We start from the raw sequence: 19,272 nt of genomic DNA on the forward strand, positions 1-19,272 counted from the left end.
TCCCGGCACCCCTTCGGCATGGATCGCCGCGCATCCAGCGTCCGCCCGCGCGGCCGGTGCCGCCACTCGGGACCGGTGTACCGGTGTGCCGGTGTACGGCTGTACTGGCGTAACCGGTGTCAGGGTCCGGGACCGGTGTCAGGACTCCGCCGCCGTGGTCACCTGGAGCTGCTTGATCCCGTTGAGCCAGGCCGAACGCAGCCGCCGCGGATCCTCCAGCAGCCGCAGATCCGGCAGCACATCGGCGATGGCGTTGAAGATCAGGTCGATCTCCATCACGGCCAGCGACTTGCCCAGGCAGAAGTGCGGGCCGCCGCCCCCGAACCCGAGGTGCGGGTTGGGGTCGCGGGTGATGTCGAAGGCCTCCGGGGAGTCGAACACCTCCGGGTCGTTGTTGGCCGAGGAGTAGAAAAGACCCACCCGCTCGCCCTTCCTGATCCGCTGACCGCCCAGCTCCAGATCCTGGTTGGCCGTCCGCTGGAAAGAGACCACCGGGGTCGCCCAGCACACGATCTCCTCGGCCGTCGTCTTCGGGCGCTCCCGCTTGTAGAGTTCCCACTGCTCGGGGTGGGTCAGGAAGGCGTGCATGCCGTGGCTGATCGCGTTACGGGTCGTCTCGTTCCCCGCCACCGCCAGCAGGATCACGAAGAACCCGAACTCGTCGGAGGACAGGTTGCCTTCGCCCTCCGCCGCGACCAGTTGGCTCACGATGTCCTGGGCCGGGCACTCCTTGCGGGCCGCCGCCAGGTTCATCGAGTACGCCACGATCTCCATGGCCGCCTCGGCGCCGACCTCCTCGGTGATCGCGTACTCCGGATCGTCGTACGCGGCCATCTTGTTGGACCAGTCGAAGATCTTGGCCCGGTCCTCCTGCGGTACGCCGATGAGCTCGGCGATCGCCTGGAGCGGCAGCTCCACCGCGATGTTCGTGACGAAGTCGAAGGAGCCGTCGGCGTCGGCCGCCGCGTGGGCCGTCTCGACGATGGATCGGGCCCGGGAGCGCAGGGCCGCCTGCAGGGAGCGCACCGCGCGCGGGGTGAAGCCGCGTTGGACGATCTGGCGGACCCGGGTGTGCTCCGGCGGGTCCATGTTCAGCATGATCAGTTTCTGGACGTCGATCTGGTCCCGGCTGATCGTCTCGTTGAAGCGGATGACGGCGGTGTTGGTGTTCGACGAGAACAACTCCGGGTGCGTGGAGACGTACTTGACGTCCGCGTGCCGGGTGACGACCCAGTAGCCCTCGTCGCCGAACCCGGAGATGTTCGGCGGCTGGGTGCACCACCAGACCGGTGCGGTCTCCCGCATCAGGGCGAACTCCGGGTGCGGTACACGGTCTTGGAGGAGGTCGGGATCGGTGAAGTCGAACCCGTCGGGCAGATGGGGGCAGCGCATGGGCACCTCTCCACTTTGGACCTGGCGGCGAACCGTCCGACGGCAGCGACTGTCTGACGTTCCATCAGAAGGTGCCCGCAAGGTAGTAACGAGTTCTACAAGTGGCAAGAGTCGTGGCCGGATCCGTTGCCTCCGACGCCCGTGCGCCCTCGCTGCCTCGCTGCCTCACCGGAGGGGTGTACGCGCAGTGCGTGCACGCCCCTTGCGTAGCCGGGTCACCGTCACGAGACTGCTTGCAGAACTAGAACGCGTACTAGTTCCTTCCGCGGGCGCCGGGACGCCCCCTGCGGAAGCGCGAGGAGAGGACGAGCTCATGGCCGCGGAACCCGTCATCGTCGAAGCCGTACGCACCCCCATCGGCAAGCGTGGAGGCGCACTCGCCAATCTGCACCCCGCCTATCTGCTGGGCGAGACCTACCGTGAACTTCTCGGCCGCACCGGCATCCAGGCCGACTGCGTCGAACAGATCGTCGGCGGCACCGTCACCCACGCCGGCGAACAGTCCATGAACCCGGCCCGCAACGCCTGGCTGACGGTCGGCCTGCCCTACGAGACGGCCGCGACCACCGTGGACTGCCAGTGCGGCTCCTCGCAGCAGGCCTCCCACATGGTCGCCAACATGGTGGCCGCCGGGGTCATCGACGTGGGCATCAGCTGCGGTGTCGAGGCGATGTCCCGGGTGCCGCTGGGCAGCGGCTCCAAGCACGGCCCGGGAAAGCCCTGGCCCGACGAGTGGAACGTCGACCTGCCGAACCAGTTCGAGGCCGCCGAGCGCATCGCCCGCAAGCGCGGCCTGACCCGGGGGCGGGTCGACGCGCTCGGCCTGCTCTCCCAGCAGCGGGCGGCCGCTGCCTGGGCGGAGGAGCGCTTCAAGCGCGAGATGTACGCGGTCCAGGTCCCGACCACCGAGGAGGAGCAGGCGGCCGGCCAGGGCATGTGGCGGCTCGTCGACCGGGACGAGGGGCTGCGCGACACGTCGATGGAGGCGCTCGCCGGGCTGAAGGCCGTCATGCCGAGTGCGATCCACACGGCGGGCAACTCCTCGCAGATATCCGACGGGGCCGCGGCCATCCTCTGGTCCTCCAAGCGGATGGCGCGGGCCCTGAAGCTCAAGCCCCGGGCCCGGATCGTCGCCCAGGCCCTCGTCGGCTCCGACCCTCACTTCCACCTCGACGGTCCGATCGACGCGACCCGGGCGGTGCTCGGCAAGGCCGGCATGTCGCTGCGGGACATCGACCTGGTCGAGATCAACGAGGCGTTCGCCTCGGTGGTGCTGAGCTGGGCGCAGGAGTTCGAGGCGGATCTCGACGGCCTGGAGAAGGTCAACGTCAACGGCGGCGCGATCGCGCTGGGCCACCCGGTCGGCGCGACGGGCGCCCGGCTGATCACCACGGCCCTCCACGAGCTGGAACGCCGGGACAAGGAGTTCGCGCTGATCACGATGTGCGCGGGAGGAGCCCTGGCGACGGGGACGATCATCCAGCGGCTGTGACCCGGTGACGGCGGCCCTGACGAGCCCGGGGCCGTCCCCTCGGGCTATCTCTCGGGCTGCCTACCCGGCTCACTTCCCGACTCGCTTCCCGGCTCGCTTCCCGGCTCCTCGAACGCCGCCCGCGCGTCGAACGCGGCCCGGCGGGTGGCCCGGCGCAGCGCCTTCAGCAGCGTCGGGCCGAGCGCGAGGGTCAGGACCACCGTCAGCACCGCCCGCCCCAGGTCCCAGCCCAGCGAGGTCGCCGCGCAGTAGGCGAGGAAGCGGACCAGGTTCTCGTGCAGCGGGTCGCCCGGGACGAACGAGATTCCCGAGCCGACACCGGTGAGGAGCGGCCAGCCCTGGAGGTTCATCACCGCGCCGTACGCGAACGCCGCCACGCACCCGTACACCGCGAGCATCGCCAGTTCCGCCCGCCCGCGCAGCCGGTCGGGCCCCGGCAGCAGCCCCGCGCCCATCGTGAACCAGCCCATCGACAGCATCTGGAACGGCATCCACGGCCCGACCCCGCCCGTCAGCAGCGCCGAGGCGAACATGGTCACCGAGCCGAGCACGAAGCCGAACCCGGGTCCGAGCACCCGGCCGCTCAGCACCATCAGGAAGAACATCGGCTCCAGCCCCGCCGTCCCCGCGCCGAGCGGGCGCAACGCGGCCCCCACCGCCGCCAGCACGCCGAGCATCGCCACGGCCTTCGCGTCCATCCCGGACTCGGAGATCGTCGCCACCACCACCGCGACGAGCAGCGGCAGCAGTGCCGCGAACAGCCACGGCGCGTCCTTCGCGTGCGCGAGCCCGGACCCGGCGTCCGCCAGCAGCGGCCACCCGAAGGCGACCACGCCGACGGCCCCGGTCAGCAGCAGCACGGCCACCGACTTCGGCCCGAGCCGCACGGGCCGGGGAGCCCGAACCCTCTGCGTACCGCTCATGCTCCCGCCTCCAGTGCGCCGCACACCTGGGACACGGTCAGCCACTCCTGCGGGGCGAGGATCTTCGCCGTCTGCGGGGCGAACGCGGGGGAGGAGACCACCACCTGCCCGGTCGGGCCGTCCGCGACGACCTCCCCGTCCGCGAGGATCACCACCCGGTGCGCCAGCTCCGCCGCCAGCTCCACGTCGTGCGTCGCCAGGACGATCGCGTGCCCCTCGGTCGCGAGTCCGCGCAGTACGCCGACGAGCCGGGCCTTCGCCGCGTAGTCCAGACCCCGCGTCGGCTCGTCCAGCAGCAACAGCGGCGGCCGACCCGTCAGCACCAACGCCAGGGCGAGCGCGAGGCGCTGCCCCTCGGAGAGGTCCCGGGGATGGGTGTCGTCCCCGACCCCCGGCAGCAGCTCCGAGACCAGCGCCCGGCAGGTGCCCTCCGCCGCGCCCGCGTCCCGGTCGGCGGCCGCGCACTCGGCGGCCACCGTGTCCGCGTACAGCAGATCGCGCGGCTCCTGCGGTACGAGGCCGACCCGGCGCACCATCGCCCGGGGGTCCGTCCGGGCGGGGGCCAGGCCGCCGACGCGCACGGTGCCGGAGGTGGGCTCGATCATGCCGACGAGCGCGCCGAGCAGCGTGGACTTGCCGGCCCCGTTGCGTCCCATCAGGGCCACCGTCTCGCCCGGGGCCACGGTGAGCGTCACCCGCCGCAGCGCCTCGACCCGCCCGCGCCGCACCCCGAGCCCGTCGACGCGGGTGACCGGGTCGGTGGCGGCCGGGGTGACCGGCCCTCGTCCCAGGAGCCGGGCAAGGCGGCCGGGGCGCGGCCGCTCCGCCGCGACCGGCACAGATTCCGGCACCTGGCCCGACGCCGAGGGAACGTCCGTCCGCACCGGCACCCTCGCCCCCGCCAGCCGTTCCCGCAGCCCGTCCGCCCCGCGCCGGGCGTCCCGTACCGACAGGGGCAGCGGATCCCAGCCCGCCAGCAGGCCCAGCTCGGCCACCGGCGGGCGTACCGGCGACACCTTCATGATCTCGGCGGGCGGCCCCATCACCGGGGGAGCGCCCGGCGCGGGCAGCAGGACGACCTGGTCCGCGTACTGCACCACCCGCTCCAGCCGGTGTTCGGCCATCAGCACGGTCGTGCCCAGGTCGTGGACCAGCCGCTGGAGCACCGCGAGGACCTCCTCGGCCGCCGCCGGGTCCAGCGCGGAGGTCGGCTCGTCCAGCACCAGCACCTTCGGGTGCGGGGTGAGCACCGAGCCGATCGCCACCCGCTGCTGCTGGCCGCCCGACAGGGTCGCGATCGGCCGGTCGCGCAGCTCGGCCAGGCCCAGCAGGTCGAGGGTCTCCTCGACCCGGCGGCGCATCACGTCCGGGGCGAGCCCCAGCGACTCCATGCCGTACGCGAGCTCGTCCTCGACGGTGTCCGTGACGAAGTGCGCCAGCGGATCCTGGCCCACGGTCCCGACCAGATCGGCCAGTTCGCGCGGCTTGTGCGTACGGGTGTCGCGGCCGTCCACCGTGACCCGGCCCGACAGCAGCCCGCCCGTGAAGTGCGGGACGAGCCCCGAGACCGTACCCAACAAAGTCGACTTACCGACACCGGAGGGCCCGACCAGCAGCACGAGTTCGCCCTCGGGGACCGTGAGGTCGACCCCGGACAGTGTGGGGCGCTCCGTGCCCTCGTACCGCACGGAGACCCGCTCGAACCTGATCACGCCTGCTCCTTGCCGCGTCGCGCTGGTCTGTCGGCTGCCGCCCGGTTCGACGGCGGTACGGGGGCGACCAGCGCGGGCAGCAGCCCCATCAGCGCCGTCGCCGCGGGCCACAGCGGCAGCACCGGCGTGGTCAGCGGTACGACCCCGGGGTGCAGCGCCTCCGGGTCCACCGCGCCCGCCCAGATCATCGCCGCCGCGACCGTCGCACCCGAGCACGCCACCAGCCAGGCCCGCACACCCCACCGGTCCGGGCGATAGCGGGTGCGCACCGAGCGCCGCCCGCCGAGCCGCAGCCCGGCCATCGCGGTGACCAGACCGGCCAGCAGCAGCGGCAGCCCGTAGACCGCCCCCTGCGCGGCCAGCAGCCCGTACGTACCGGCGCACACCCCGAGCAGGCCGCCCAGGGTGAGGACGTTCGTGGTGTGCCGGACGGCCGCCGGGACCTGGGCGGTTCGCCCGTACCCGCGCGCGTCCATGGACGCGGCCACGGCCACCGACCGCTCCAGCGCGCCCTCCAGCACCGGCAGCCCGATCTGTGCCACGGCCCGGACACCACCGGTCGGCCGCCCCCGCAGCCGGCGCGCGGTACGCAGCCGGACCACATCCGCGACCATGTTCGGCGCGAACGTCATCGCGACCACGACGGCGACCCCCGCCTCGTACAGCGCACCGGGCAGGGACTTCAGCAGCCGGGCCGGGTTGGCGAGCGAGTTCGCCGCGCCGACGCAGATCAGCAGGGTGGCCAGTTTCAGCCCGTCGTAGAGCGAGAAGACCAGCTGTTCGGCGGTGACCCGGCCACCGATCCGCACCCCCTGCGCCCAGTCGGGCAGGGGCACTTCGGGGAGCGTCAGCACGGTGTGCGAGCCCGGGATCTGCGAGCCGAGGAAGACGGAGAAGACCAGCCGCAGCGCCACGACGAAGAGCCCGAGTTTGATGAACGCCCCGTAGGAGCGGGCCCACGGCGCGTCCGTGCGCCGGGCCGCCACCACATATCCGGCCACCCCGATCAGCAGCCCGAGCAGCAGCGGGTTCGTCGTCCGGGACGCGGCGGTGGCAAGCCCCAGCGCCCACAGCCACCACGCCCCGGCGGGCAGCGCGTTGGCGCGGTCCGCCTCGGGGGCGCGCAGAGCGCGGCGCAGCAACCGGACCGGGGCGGGGGCGGCGGTCACCGGCGGCGGCGGGCCTGGACGACGGCGGCGATGCCGAGCAGCAGGACGGCGGCGAGGCCGACGATGAGCTCGACGGAGGGACCGCCGCCGCCCCCGTCACCTTCTTCGCTCTTCTCTTGGTCATCGGTGGTCTTCGCGGGGTCGGACGGCTTCGCGCTACCGGTGTCGCCGGACACCTGCTCACCGCAGCCGGACTTCGGATAGCCGGAGATCGCGCAGAGCATGGCGCTGTTGTCGTACCGCAGCGGCTTCGCCACCGCGGCGAGCGCGTCCGCACTGCTGGCGTCCGGTGCGACCTGCGCGCAGGCGGTGCGCAGGGTGGGCGGCTTCTCCCCGTCCGGGGCGTCCGCCGACGTACCCGGATCGATCACCAGCGCCACCCGCTTCTGCCCGTCCTCCGCCGGGGTGTCCGCGCAGATCGCCCCGAAGTCGGGGGCGCGGCGCGGCTGGGCTGCATCACCCGAGTCCTCGCTCACGGCGAACCGGAAGCCCTGGACCGTACCGTCGTCCGGGCGCAGGAGGGACGGCCCCTGGGTGGCGTACTCCCAGTTCTTGCCGTTGCCCTCCCAGAAGGACCAGTAGCGGTACCCGGCGGCCTGGGCGCTGCCCGCGCCGAGCAGGACGGCCGAGGCGGCGACGAGGGCGGCCAGGAGGGCGACGAGGGGAACGCGCAGCCGGGCGGTGGCCTGTGCAGGGCTCACGGCTGCTTCTTCTTCCCGCGCATGCTGAGCAGGAAGCCGATGCCGGTGCCGGCGAGCAGCCCGATGCCGATCAGCCACCCCAGGCTCAGCCCGCTGTCGTCGCTGTCGGTGCCGCTGGAGGGCTGCGGACCGGTCGGGGTGGGCGAGGGGAGGGCGGTGGCGGCCGGGGAGGGCCCCGTCGAGTTGAGCTGCTTGACGAGGTCGACGCCGCCGAAGCTGCGGGCGTCGGCGCCGGTGGCGTGCGCGGCGAGGATCAGCTGCGCGGTGGCGGCCGGACCGCCCTGCTTCGCCCAGCCGGTGCCGTTCTTCTGAAGCCAGGCGACCGACGCCTTGGCCTTGTCCGCGTGCCCGGAGGCGGCGAGCGCGACGACGGCGTCCGCGGTGTTGCCGAAGTCGGGCTGCGGCTCGGAGTCCTCGGTGCCGGGCATCGGGGCCTGCTCCAGGTACGGCGACTTCTTCAGCGTGTCAGAGAGGAAGAAAGCGCCGTTCTGGGCGCTCTGCTCCGGGCTGAGGTCGTCGCCCTTCGTGCAGGAGGGGTCCTTGACCGCGTTGGACGTGCCGGAGGCGATGCCCTTGCCCATCAGGCCGAGCACGGAGGCCGCGGTGGCGTCCATGTTGGCGGTCAGCTCGCCCTTCTTGCCCGGTTGGTAGGCGAACGCGCCGCCGTCCTTCTCCCCGCAGGCGATCGCCAGGGACTGGAGCGCGGTGTACGGGGTGCTGCCGTTCTTGGTGGTGAGCTCGTTGACCGGGACGCCGGTGCGGGCCAGGGCGCCGATGACGATGGAGGTGGAGTTCGCGTCGGACGGGCTGCCGGGGTTGTAGCCCCAGCCGCCGTCCTCGTTCTGCACGGACTTCAGCCAGTCGGCCCCGTTGTTGGCGTCGTCCCGGCGCTGGTTGATCTCGACGAGGGCCTGGACGGCGATGGCGGTGGCGTTGGTGTCCATCACCGTGGACGCGTCGCAGGGCTTGGAGGTGTCGGCCCGGTACGAGGTGAACGCCCCGCTGTCGCACTGCTGGCCCGCCAGCCAGTCCACCGACTGCGTCGACGGCGTGACGTACTCGATCTTCTGCGCGAGGAAGGCGAGCGACTGCCGCCACACCCCGTCGTAGGTGGGGTCCGTGGTGCCGTAGAGCCCGGCCGGCAGGTCCGCCGACGGAGAAGGGCTCGGTGCGGCGACCGCCACGGGGGCGGCGACGCCCAGGAGCACGGCGGTGGTCGCGAGCGCGGCTGCGCTGCGGCGTACGGTCATGGCTGGCTGGGCCTCTCCTGCGAGGGCCGGACTCCCCGGGCGCACGAGGGCACCGGGCTCCGGCCCCGTATGCCTCGACGGTGCCGGCCACCGGGGTTCCGGTGGCCCGAGCCGGTCACGCTCCGCGGAGGGCGGTCCGGCTGCCGTCGGGCGGACGGGTCACGGCTGGGGCGCTGCGCCGGATTCGCACCGGCGTCCCCCTGTACGGGCATGATGACGACCTGCCCACTCTACCGGTCCGTGGGGGAGGGGCCGGGGGCGCGCGTAGCGATGTACGTCACCGGGGTTGTCCCTGGTGGGGGCTCGGACGGCAGGTACGTCACCGGGGCGCGGGCCACGAGCGGGCAGGACGTCACACGGCGATGTACGTCACCGGGGCCCCGCCCGGGACGGCCTCCGCGCGGCCGAGCTTCACGAGCCGTCGCAGATGGGACTCGGCCTCCGACACGGCGATGGACCGCGAACCGTGCGGGATCTGCTCCCAGGGCCGGTTCCACTCCATCCGCTCGGCCAGCTGCCACGGGGTGAGGGGCGTGGCGAGCAGCGCGAGCAGCCCGGTCAGCCGCTCCTCGTGGTGGTCCAGCAGCTCCCGCACCCGCCCGCCTGCATCGGTGAACGCGTGCTGGTGCGCGGGCAGCACCTCGGCCACTCCGAGCCGCCCGATCCGCTCCAGCGAGGCGAGGTAGTCGCCGAGGGGATCGGTGACGGCGGTGACGTCCGGATCCTCGTACAGCCCGATGTGCGGACTGATGCCCGGCAGCAGATGGTCACCGGAGAACAACCGCCCGTTCCCTTCCAGCTCGGCAGGATGCCGCTCCTCCAGATGGAGGCAGACGTGGCCCGGGGTGTGCCCGGGCGTCCAGACGGCCCGCAGCCGCCGCCCGGCGAGATCGAGCAGCTCGCCGGGGACGATCTCGCGGTCGGGGAGGGCGGCACGCAGCCCGGGCAGGGTCCGCAGCCGCCCTCCGCTGCGGGCGGCGCGCAGCGGGGCGAGGTGGTCGTCCGGCGCACCGACGGCGGCGAGTTTGCGGGTGAGGTAGTCGAGCCAGGTGCCGGGCTCGGACTCCCGGGTGCGGCGGACGATCGCGGTGTCGGCCTCGTGCATCGCGATCCAGGCCCCGGACGCCTCGCGGACCTGTCCGGAGAGCCCGTGGTGGTCGGGGTGGTGGTGGGTGATGACGACGCCGTGGATCTCGGTGACGGCGGTGGAGAGGGCGCTGAGCCCGGCGACCAGGGTGTCCCACGACGCCGGGTCGTCCCACCCCGTATCGATGAGGACGGGCCCCCGGTCGGTGTCGACGAGGTGGACGAGGGTGTGCCCGAGCGGGTTGTCCGGGATGGGGACCTTGATGCTGTGGACGCCGCCGCCATGGTCGGTCACCTGCGTCACGTGCGTCACCTGTGCCATGGGCTCCCCATCTCCGCCTGGACCTCCACTGTAACGAGAACTCGTTCCAGTGGTAGCCCGGGTCTACCAATTATTCGGACCTCGGGTGCGGTCCGCGCCGTGGACTCCTGGAACAGGAACTGGTATCAGCTCTGACGAGCAGTCAGTTACGGGTGCACGGGTGCACGGGTGCACGGGTGTACGGGTGTACGGGTGTACGGGTGTACGGGCTCACGGGAGGCGACGGCCATGACGGAACGTACGGAGCTGGTGGAACACGGACACCTGTTCATCGGCGGGGAGTTCACCGATCCGCTCTCCACCGAGGTCATCGAGGTGATCTCCCCGCACACCGAACAGGTCATCGGCCGCGTGCCGCACGCATCCGAGGGCGACGTGGACCGCGCGGTCGCCGCCGCCCGCCAGGCCTTCGACGAGGGCCCGTGGCCGAGGATGAGCCTGGACGAGCGGATCGCGGTGATCACCCGGATCAAGGACGCCTTCGCCGCACGCCACGAGGAGTTCGCGCGTCTGATCAGCGCGCAGAACGGCACCCCGTACAGCGCGAGCGTCATGGTGCAGGCGCTGGCCGCGATGATGGTCTGGGACTCGGCGATCACGGTGGCGCGGACGTTCCCGTACGAGGAACGGCGCGACGGAGTCCTGGGCCCTCTCCTGGTCCGCCGCGAGCCGGTGGGCGTGGTGGCCGCGGTCGTCCCGTGGAACGTCCCGCAGTTCACGGCGGCGGCGAAGCTGGCCCCGGCGCTGCTGGCCGGGTGTACGGCGGTCCTGAAAGTCTCCCCGGAAACCCCTCTGGACGCCTACCTCTTGGCAGAGATAGCGGCGGAGGCGGGCCTGCCGCCCGGGGTCCTCTCCATACTCCCGGCCGACAGGGAGGTCAGCGAGTACCTGGTGGGCCACCCGGACGTGGACAAGGTCTCCTTCACCGGCTCGGTGGCGGCCGGCCGCCGCGTGATGGAGGTCGCCTCCCGCAACCTGACCCGCGTCACCCTGGAACTGGGCGGCAAGTCGGCCGCGGTGATCCTCCCGGACGCGGACCTGGAGGCGGCGGTGGCGGGCATCGTCCCGTTCGCCTTGATGATCAACGGCCAGGCGTGCGTGGCCCAGACCCGCATCCTGGCCCCGCGCTCCCGGTACGACGAGATAGCGGAGGCGTTCGCGGCAGCGGCAGGAGGCCTGCGGGTGGGCGACCCCCTGGACCCGACGACGGAACTCGGCCCGTTGGTGGCCCAACGCCAACAACAACGCTCCCTGGACTACATCAAGTTGGGCCAGGAGGAGGGAGCGAAGATCCTGACGGGCGGCAGTCGCCCCGCCTCCCAGGAACGCGGCTGGTACGTCGAGCCCACCCTCTTCGGCTCGGTCGACAACTCCATGCGGATCGCCCGCGAGGAGATCTTCGGCCCGGTGATCTGCCTGATCCCGTACGGGGACGAGGCCGAGGCCGTCCGCATCGCCGACGACTCCCCGTACGGCCTCAGCGGCAGCGTCTGGACGGCGGACACGGAACGCGGCATCGACATCGCCCGCCGTATCCGCACGGGCACGTACAGCGTGAACACCTTCAGCCTCGACATGCTCGGCCCGTTCGGCGGCTACAAGAACTCGGGCCTGGGCCGCGAGTTCGGCCCCGAGGGCTACGGCGAGTTCTTCGAGCACAAGATGATCCACCTGCCCGCCGGCTACCGGGAAGCGTGATGGGCGACCGCTGGCACGTGGAGGTCGACCGCTCGGTCTGCATCGGCTCCGGCATGTGCGTCAACCACGCGGGCGACGCCTTCCACCTGGACTCGGCCCGCCAGTCCCGCCCGACGGCCGAGGACCTCGACGCGGGCGAACACGTCCTGGCGGCGGCGGAGAGCTGCCCGGTGGAGGCGATCACGCTGACGCTGGCGAGGTCGGGGGAGATGGTGTTTCCGCCGGAGGAGTGAGAAGGCCAGGAGGCAGCCCGGCTCAGCCGAGCGCACGCATGATGATCCAGTACTCATACTCTTCCGCCGTTACCGCGCACAGGTGCGTCCCATCTGCGGACAACGCCACAAACTCGGGAGTCCCGGTGGCGGCAGCAATGCGCGACGGCAGGCCAGGGGGAGCCATGTCCTTTACGGGAACCCATCCGACGGCAACGCCACCACCCCCTGGCGGCAGAATGAAGAATGCTCCGGACCTTGTGGCGGCAAGCAGAGGCCACGTCTGCTCGTGCCACTGAAGATCGAGCTGCTCCAGGGCATCGGGCATCGCCGCATCGATCGTCAGGGTCGGTTCCACTTCGATACCGGCGACCATGTGAATGGCCTTGGTCACGGAAGGTGCCGTGGTCGGCACCTCGGCGTCAACGAGCTCTAAACCGCAGGCATGCCAGTCGAACGGTGAGAGGTCTTGTCCGGCACCGGCTACTCGGATGACTACACCAACCCCTCTCATGCCGCGAACAGGGTGACGGAACGGGCGTGAAGGAGAATGGATGTCCCTTCCGAAAACGATGGCGATCGGCAGCTTCCCGTCGGGGTCACGCTGGATGGACACCGTCTTGCGTGCAGGAGCGGCCTACCTCTGGACGGCCAGTTCTTGGACTCGGGAAAAGACGCGATAGAAAGTGAAGGAGTTGCACTCCTTCACTCCCCACTCGGGCTTAATGCGCACGGGGGTGTGTGCGGTCTTGAATCCCAGCGTGATGCTGTCTTCTCGTTCGTCCGCCAGCACGTGAAACAGATCGCGCTCGTTGAGGCCAGGCTCTTCGTCGTACAATTTCTAGATGGATTGCGGGTCGTAGAGAAGGCGAGCCCAATTAGATGCGCTCATAGAAGACGCTCTCATGCGTTCTAGGGAGCGAGGAAATCATGTGCGTATCGAGGCGGCTCACGAAGGAGTGAGCAACCTCTCCTCATCGGATTCAGTGAGGCGAAATGGGCTGATGTGGCCGATGTGAGGAAATAGCTGGATGTGAAAGAGGGTTCGAATCCGACTGCGGCGACGCCTTCGAGAACGCTCCGTTCGGTCGTGCCACAACACTTACGTAAACGGAACGGTCGGAATCCATCCATGCACAGTCAGATCGTCTACGGCCGCGAACTGCACGTGAAGTTGCAGGGTGTCGTGACCGCGTTCAAGCCGCTCGGGCGGTACGCGGTCTGGGCCCGGGTAGGCGGAGGGGGCGATCCGCAGCGTGATAGTGGGGCCTCGAAAGTTGAGGTAGCGTCAGCAAACTAGGTCCGATCAGTCAGCATACTCCGCCACCTCTTCCCAAGAGATCCCTTTGGACTCGAGAAATTCTCCGAGATACACCTCTGTCTCGTCCTGTATGTCCTGACCTTCCAGCCAGATTGATTCGCATTCTGGACACATGTGGAATTGCTCTTGGGAATTGCGGATGATGAAGAGTTTGAGCCAGTCCTGCCCGCAGTGACTGCAGAGGATAGCCTTGTTCAATTGAAGCTCCTAGGGAATGCGGTGATTACTTCGTTTCCGTGCTCAACTGTGATGGATATGAAATCCTCGCCTGGATTGAATCCAACCTGGCGGCCCATTGGGATGATGTAAGTTTGCCGTGCGCCCTGGTCATTTATTTTGACGGCCAAATCTTTCCGGCTCCAAGCTTCGTCAACGGTCTCCAAAATTCCTTTAGTTCCAGTGTCGAAAACCCCATGATTCGGCTTGCTCAAGTTCTCTCTCGCGTGCTGCATTACATGGGTGATCCGATGTTCGCCATTGTGGCCGGGGCCGTAGTCCAATCCCTCTTGGCTTCTGAACCAACCGTCGCCCATATCTTGCAGATCGTACGGCGCGAGGCCCAGGGGGTCATACTGTGTGATGGGGTTTCCGACGTAGGTGGCCGTATTGGGGGATGCTTGCAGGCCCAGAGGGTCTTGCGATGAATATCGGGCGACTTCGGGGTCGTAGTAGCGGTGGAAGTTATAGTGGAACCCTGATTCTGAGTCATGATATTGCCCTGGGAAACGTAGAGGGGTAAATGTTCTAGCATCTGAATTCCACGTTGTGGCCCCCCATAGGGTGGTGCGGGTACGCCAGGCGATATCCCCTCTTTCGTCGATAAGTTCTGTTGGGGCGCCGATCAGGTCGGTGACGATGCTGAAGACACGCTGAGCGATCTGGGGCCCGGCCGGATTGTCCGCCGTTACGCGCTCTGTTTGAGTAACTGGGAATCTTCCCTGATAGTCCCAAGTCAGGGTGACTGGGTCACTCAGTTCCGTTGAATTGGTGGACTGTTCGCAGAGTTTAGACCCATCCCAGGTGAAAACCGTTGATTCTGAGGAAGGCTGGCTGGCTGTGGCAGAACATTGCTTTGAAAGACGGCGCCCTAGGGCGTCATACCGGTAGAGCCACACAGCACCGTTCGGAGTGGTGACCGAGCGCATCCGGTCCTCGGCGTCCCACTCGTACCGCCAAGTGTCCGGCTTCCGGGAGAGGCGGGTCTTCTGGCGGAGAATGATGCGGCCCAGGGCGTCGTGTTCGTAGCGGACCTTGCCGGCGCGGGTGATTGTTGTACCCGTGTAGGAGCGAGTTCCGACGGCTTCCTGGCCGGGGTGGGAATCGGGCCAGGAAGAGTCCGTCTGGTTGCCCGCCGCGTCGTACGCGTACCGCTCCGTCCAGTGCGCGGCGTGCACAGCCGTGACGCGGCCCGCCGTGTCGACATCGAATGTCTTCGTTCCGGAGAGCTGGTCGGTGAGGCCGACGAGGTGGCCGTCGGCGCGGTAGGTGTAGTCGCGGCGCTGGATGCTTCGGCCGGTGCCCGTGACCTGCTGGGTGGTGAGGCGTCCCATCGTGTTGAACTGGGAGGCGATGGTGACGTGTTCGCCCAGACGACGGGTGACTTCCTGGCCCGCCGCGTCGTGCTCGAAAGTGAGAGTGCGGCCCGACGTCGTGAGGGAAGTCCGGCGTCCTGCCGCGTCGTAGGTCCAGGTACTGACTGCTCCACTGGATGTCGTGCGGCCGGTTCGGCGGCCCAGTTCGTCGTAGGTGTACGACAGGGTCCGGCCGTTGACCGTTTCCGACTTGAGTCGGCCGTACCGGTCGCGGAGCCAGGTGACGGACCGCTTTGTCTAGTTGACCGGTGAGGTCGTAGGCGAAGGTGGTGACGGCACCTGCCGCATCCTTGCGGACGATGCGGTCCAACTCGTCGCGCTCGTAGCGAGTGGTCTGACCGAGAGCATCCGTGCGCGTGGTGAGCCGACCGGCCTCGTCGCGTGTGTAGCTGAGCGTGCGGTTGTCGAAGTCGGTTTCGGATATCAGGCGGCCGGCGGGGTCGTAGGCGTAGTTCCACGTCAGGCCCTGAGGGTTGAGGACCTGGGTGAGGCGGAGTTCGTGATCGTGGGTGAATTCGTAGCGCACTCCGTCTGGGCCGACGCGGGCCGCCAAGAGGTCGAAGTGTGTGTACTCGAATCGTGACACCGAACCCATGGCGTCGGTATGGGTAAGGCAGTTGCCTTCGCCGTCGTACGTCCAGGATTGGGTGCTTCCATCGGCGTCCGTACGTCGGGCGAGTTTGCCCTCCGGTGTCCAGACAAGGCGGGTGATCGCGCCGAGCGGGTCCGTGACGGCTATGGGACGGCCGAAGGCGTCTCGTTCAAAGCGTGTGGTCGCGCCGAGCGGGTCTGTGATCTCGACCGGTAGCCCGGCCGCGTCGCTGCGTATACGGGTCGCGTTGCCCAGCGCGTCCGTGACGGAGGTCGGGTGTCCTGCCGCGTTGTACGTCGTGCGGGTCACGGCCCCCGACGGATCGGTCACCGCGATCCGGTTGCCACGGTCGTCGTAATCCTGCCGGAGAACCGTCCGGTCCGGGTTGGTGATACGCGTCGGCAGACCGAGGGCGTTGTACTCGGCGGATATCTCTCCGCCGTCCGCGCGGGCCGCTGTGGCCAGCTGCCCGGACGCGTCGTACGTGAAGCGGGTGACGCGGCCCAGTGGATCGGTGCGGGACAGCAGCCGATTGCGGCGGTCTCGTTCGAACCAGGTCGTCGCGCCGAGTGGATTCGTCTCCGCGATGATCTGATGGGCTTCGTTGATCAGGTAACGGTGGACCGCTCCGCCGGGCGTCGTCGCGGTCGTGACGCGGTGGCCTGTGGTCGGGTCCGGGGCGGTGTACTCCAGGCTCAGCGCCATGTGGCCTGCCGAGCCGCCCTCGGACACACACCGGTCCCGTTCGTCGTACGCGTACTGGTACGTGCTGTCGTTGCTGTCGGTCCACGATGTGACCCGGCCGCGTCCGTCGTAGGTGAAGCGAAGGGGCAAGCCGGAGGAGTTGGTGACCTCGGTCAGGTCGCCGTCGGTGTAGCCGTAGCTGAGGATCTGCTGGTCGCTGCCGTCAGCGCTGCCTCTCAACAGATGCAGTGCGGTGATCCGTCCGCTCTCGGCTGTGAGCTTCAGGTGATAGCCGCCGTGGTGCACGATCGAGGACGGGGCCCCGGAGGCGTCGTACTCGAAGGCGATCCAGTTGCCGTTGCGGTCGTCCAGCTGTGAGAGCAGTGCCTCGGTGCCGTCGTCGAGCGTTGTGAAGTGTCTGACTCGGCCCGATTCCGGATCGCTGATCGTGTAGTCACCGCTGATCTCCCTGTCGAGCGGCCAGCGCGGACCATGGCTGGGCAGGACCGGAACGCCAGGGGCCGGGTGTGGGTACGACAGCAGCAAGCCGTCCTCGGATACGAAGATGACGCCCTCGGAGTCGATCTCCAGGCGCTGGTCGGCAGTGGAGGACCAGGACGGGCCGAACCAGCGCCCCGACCGGTAGTCGGACGCGACGCGGCGGCGGAACACGAGGGGCAGCTTGCCGGGCAGCACGACGTCCGTCTGCGGCAGGTACATCGCCCCGGTCGCCATGTCCACGGGGTCGGACGGGTCCTGCTCCGGTGCGCGTTCCGTACGGGAGGGCTCGGCCGGGTCATGCGTACCCTCCCGCGCCGGCCCCGGCGGCTTCTGCGGGCCGTCAGGAACGCCGCCCTTCCTCAGCCCCGCCCGCAGGCCCCCTTTCAGCACTCCGGCCCCCTTCGTCCCGGCTGCCTCCGGGAGCAGGCGGCCGAAGAATTCGGTTGGGTCGCTCTTGAGTGCGTCCCAGGCGCCCTCCAGGGCCCGGTCAGGGTTCGCGACCGTCCTGGTCAGGCCGGAGAGCGTCATGTTGACGCCCTTGTACATCTCCGCCGGGTGGGTCAGGTTGTACGGGTCGATCGGGCTCACCTGGCGGAGGAAGCCCACCAGAGCGCCCGTGCCCTTGAGCGCCCCGCCGCCGAAGTGGGCCAGCTCAACGCCCTGCGAGAGGCCGTAGTCGTACAGCTCGTTCTTGAGCCGGGCCGCTCCCTCCGGCTCCTTCGGCGCATGAGCCATTGCCGCTGCGACCGCGCTCTTCGCCTGCTCGGCTGCTTCGTTCCGGGCTCGGCGCGCGTCCTCCAGGACCTCCTGTGCCCGCTTCTGCTTGGCCACCCCCGGGTCGGAGAACGTACCGGGGTGGGGGAGCGGCCGGTCGGTGTTGCGAGCTGCGTTGTACGCGTCGACCTTCTTGTTGAACGCCGAGATGGCCTTCTCGGAATCTTGCCTGCCTTCTTTGTAGAGGGCGATGGCCTCCCGAGCCTTGCCCTGGGCACTCGTGACTGTGGAGGAGTACGTCTCCAAGGCCTTGGCCGCATCCTCGAAGGCGTCCGCCGCACGCAGCCAATCTGTGGGAAGTGTCTGGAACTTCCCCCGGAACGTCTCGGCGGCCTCCCCGCGCCAGTGCGCCGAGTCCAGTTTCTTCATCCCGCCGCCGACGAGGTCGAACGCCTTCTGGAAGTCGCGCAGGTTCTTGATCGTCGCGGTGATCTTCTCCGGTCGCCCGTGGATCAGCTCGTCGGCCTCCTCGCTCTGGCCGAGCTGCTGTTCGCCGACCTCGGCACCCAGCGTGGAGGCGGTCTCGTCCCCCCAGTCCTCGACCTTGTCGGCCCAGTCGTGCGCACCGACTTTGTCCAGTCCCGCGCCGACCTTGTCTGTCGCCGCGTCGAGGCCTTCGCCAAGGAGTTCCTTGCCCTTGTCCAGCCCCCGGACGGTCCCGTCGACGACCTTGTCGAGTCCCCCTCGCCAGTCCACCATCAGCGGTTCTGCCCCCAGCGCGGTTCGTCGGCCTGCGCCACGGTCTCTTCTGACGGATCGAGGTGTTCCTCAGCCCATGCGTCGATTCCTTCGCGCTGTTCTGTGTCGACCCCCGAAGCGTCCAGCAGCGCGTCCCCGACGTCGTACCCGGTGTCCTTCCACTGCTGCTTCACCTCGCCATGGGCCTCGGTGAACGAGTCCGAGCTCCAGTCCGCGTTGTCCCAGGCATGCTGCTTTCGGATCGTGTCCCAGCTCATGCCCTTGACCTCGTCCTCCGACAGATAGGGGTTGCCGTTGGTCGAGTTCACAGCGATCTTGAACGAGTCCTTGATGTACCGCTCCTGTTCCGCGAACGAGCCGGCGGACAGTCCGACACCCATGGCGAAATTGTTGCCACGCTGCGTGAGTGCCCGCACTCCCCACTGCCACCGGTTGCAGAACGTCTCGAACTGCGAGGCGAGCCCGGTATGCCCCAACTCCAAGCCGGACAGGGCGAGATCGGAGAATCCCCGGCCGGCCGTGGCCTGCCCGATCATCCCGAGTTCCTTCAACTCGGCATGTGCCAGGTCGATGCCCTTCGCGATCTGTGCCAACGCCGCCGGCGGCACGTTGAGGTCCGCGTTCTCCCCGCTCATCCTGTCTCCCCCAGATCAACAGCCACGTGGTCGGGCACGATGCCCGCGACCGGTGGAAACAGCACGCCGTCCGTACTTCCTGCGTCCAGCGCGATTCCTGCCGGACCCGGCAGCAGCGGCACCATCACGTCCAGCAGGCGCGCACCGAGGATGGTGCGATACGTCCACTCCCGCTCGCCTTCACCCTGTGCTTGTGCGAACCGGGCGAGAGCTTCTTCGTTCGAGAACGCGCAGATCCAGCGGACGCCGTTCTGGTCCGCCGTCCACAGACTTCCGTATGGGTCGAACGGCACCAGCACCGCAGTGCGCCGGAACTCGCCGACCAACATCGCGAACTCGCGCCGCGCGGACGCCAGGGCTTCTACCTGCTTCTCTGAGGGCTTTGCCACCGGCCCGGCTATGGGATGGGAAGCGCGGTTTCCGCCGGATTCCCGGGCACGGTCGAGTCGGCCAGATCGGCGAGTTTCGACCTTCGTGCCGGTTTGGCCATGTCATCCCCGTTGTCAGTCACGTACGG

The 19,272-nt window shown here is 69.2% G+C and carries 15 protein-coding genes and 1 pseudogene; 3 read left to right on the top strand and 13 right to left on the bottom strand.

The window, feature by feature from the left end; genetic code table 11:
- Window positions 1-138: 138 nt before the first annotated feature.
- Window positions 139-1,392: a cytochrome P450 gene (locus ACFWM7_RS16005; RefSeq protein WP_383260691.1), complete on the bottom strand. Its 1,254-nt coding sequence runs from the start codon at window positions 1,390-1,392 to the stop codon at window positions 139-141.
- Between the two features lie 313 nt (window positions 1,393-1,705).
- On the opposite strand from ACFWM7_RS16005, the gene ACFWM7_RS16010 reads away from it, so the two are divergent.
- The gene (locus tag ACFWM7_RS16010) at window positions 1,706-2,884 is read left to right on the top strand and encodes a steroid 3-ketoacyl-CoA thiolase (RefSeq protein ID WP_383260694.1); all 1,179 of its coding nucleotides are present in this window, start codon (window positions 1,706-1,708) and stop codon (window positions 2,882-2,884) included.
- A 44-nt stretch (window positions 2,885-2,928) separates the two neighbouring features.
- On the opposite strand, the gene ACFWM7_RS16015 is transcribed toward ACFWM7_RS16010, so the two are convergent.
- From ACFWM7_RS16015 to ACFWM7_RS16040, 6 genes are all read right to left on the bottom strand, one after another.
- Window positions 2,929-3,807 carry an ECF transporter S component gene (locus ACFWM7_RS16015; RefSeq protein WP_383260697.1) on the bottom strand — a complete coding sequence of 293 codons (879 nt, stop codon included), beginning with the start codon at window positions 3,805-3,807 and terminating at the stop codon, window positions 2,929-2,931.
- Window positions 3,804-5,519, bottom strand: a complete 1,716-nt coding sequence (locus tag ACFWM7_RS16020) for an ABC transporter ATP-binding protein (protein WP_383260699.1) — start codon at window positions 5,517-5,519, stop codon at window positions 3,804-3,806. The genes ACFWM7_RS16015 and ACFWM7_RS16020 overlap by 4 nt, the downstream gene beginning before the upstream one ends.
- Window positions 5,516-6,688: an energy-coupling factor transporter transmembrane component T gene (locus ACFWM7_RS16025; protein ID WP_383260701.1), complete on the bottom strand. Its 1,173-nt coding sequence runs from the start codon at window positions 6,686-6,688 to the stop codon at window positions 5,516-5,518. The genes ACFWM7_RS16020 and ACFWM7_RS16025 overlap by 4 nt, the downstream gene beginning before the upstream one ends.
- Window positions 6,685-7,389: an SCO2322 family protein gene (locus ACFWM7_RS16030; RefSeq protein ID WP_383260703.1), complete on the bottom strand. Its 705-nt coding sequence runs from the start codon at window positions 7,387-7,389 to the stop codon at window positions 6,685-6,687. Before ACFWM7_RS16030 ends, ACFWM7_RS16025 begins: the two co-directional genes overlap by 4 nt.
- On the bottom strand, window positions 7,386-8,639 hold the full coding sequence (locus ACFWM7_RS16035) for a prenyltransferase/squalene oxidase repeat-containing protein (RefSeq protein ID WP_383260705.1): 1,254 nt from the start codon (window positions 8,637-8,639) through the stop codon (window positions 7,386-7,388). The genes ACFWM7_RS16030 and ACFWM7_RS16035 overlap by 4 nt, the downstream gene beginning before the upstream one ends.
- 352 nt (window positions 8,640-8,991) lie before the next feature.
- Window positions 8,992-10,047 carry an MBL fold metallo-hydrolase gene (locus ACFWM7_RS16040; RefSeq protein ID WP_383260707.1) on the bottom strand — a complete coding sequence of 352 codons (1,056 nt, stop codon included), beginning with the start codon at window positions 10,045-10,047 and terminating at the stop codon, window positions 8,992-8,994.
- A gap of 228 nt (window positions 10,048-10,275) precedes the next feature.
- On the opposite strand from ACFWM7_RS16040, the gene ACFWM7_RS16045 reads away from it, so the two are divergent.
- Window positions 10,276-11,745 carry an aldehyde dehydrogenase gene (locus tag ACFWM7_RS16045; RefSeq protein ID WP_383260709.1) on the top strand — a complete coding sequence of 490 codons (1,470 nt, stop codon included), beginning with the start codon at window positions 10,276-10,278 and terminating at the stop codon, window positions 11,743-11,745.
- A complete protein-coding gene (locus ACFWM7_RS16050; protein ID WP_383260711.1) occupies window positions 11,745-11,978 on the top strand; it encodes a ferredoxin in 234 nt (77 codons plus the stop codon). Before ACFWM7_RS16045 ends, ACFWM7_RS16050 begins: the two co-directional genes overlap by 1 nt.
- Before the next feature lie 22 nt (window positions 11,979-12,000).
- Here the strand turns inward: ACFWM7_RS16050 and ACFWM7_RS16055 are convergent, their stop codons facing one another.
- From ACFWM7_RS16055 to ACFWM7_RS16080, 6 genes and pseudogenes are all read right to left on the bottom strand, one after another.
- A complete protein-coding gene (locus ACFWM7_RS16055; protein ID WP_383260712.1) occupies window positions 12,001-12,573 on the bottom strand; it encodes a hypothetical protein in 573 nt (190 codons plus the stop codon).
- Window positions 12,574-12,594: 21 nt separating this feature from the next.
- Window positions 12,595-12,750 carry a hypothetical protein gene (locus ACFWM7_RS16060; RefSeq protein WP_383260740.1) on the bottom strand — a complete coding sequence of 52 codons (156 nt, stop codon included), beginning with the start codon at window positions 12,748-12,750 and terminating at the stop codon, window positions 12,595-12,597.
- A 513-nt stretch (window positions 12,751-13,263) separates the two neighbouring features.
- Window positions 13,264-13,476 (bottom strand): hypothetical protein, encoded by a 213-nt coding sequence (locus ACFWM7_RS16065; protein ID WP_383260714.1) that lies wholly within the window; start codon window positions 13,474-13,476, stop codon window positions 13,264-13,266.
- Window positions 13,473-18,120 (bottom strand): annotated as a pseudogene (locus ACFWM7_RS16070) (putative T7SS-secreted protein). Before ACFWM7_RS16070 ends, ACFWM7_RS16065 begins: the two are co-directional and overlap by 4 nt.
- Window positions 18,120-18,755: a hypothetical protein gene (locus tag ACFWM7_RS16075; RefSeq protein ID WP_383260716.1), complete on the bottom strand. Its 636-nt coding sequence runs from the start codon at window positions 18,753-18,755 to the stop codon at window positions 18,120-18,122. Before ACFWM7_RS16075 ends, ACFWM7_RS16070 begins: the two are co-directional and overlap by 1 nt.
- On the bottom strand, window positions 18,752-19,144 hold the full coding sequence (locus ACFWM7_RS16080) for an SseB family protein (RefSeq protein WP_383260719.1): 393 nt from the start codon (window positions 19,142-19,144) through the stop codon (window positions 18,752-18,754). Before ACFWM7_RS16080 ends, ACFWM7_RS16075 begins: the two co-directional genes overlap by 4 nt.
- Window positions 19,145-19,272: the final 128 nt, after the last annotated feature.

The organism is Streptomyces sp. NPDC058375 (assembly GCF_042723425.1).
Taxonomy (GTDB): domain Bacteria; phylum Actinomycetota; class Actinomycetes; order Streptomycetales; family Streptomycetaceae; genus Streptomyces; species Streptomyces durocortorensis.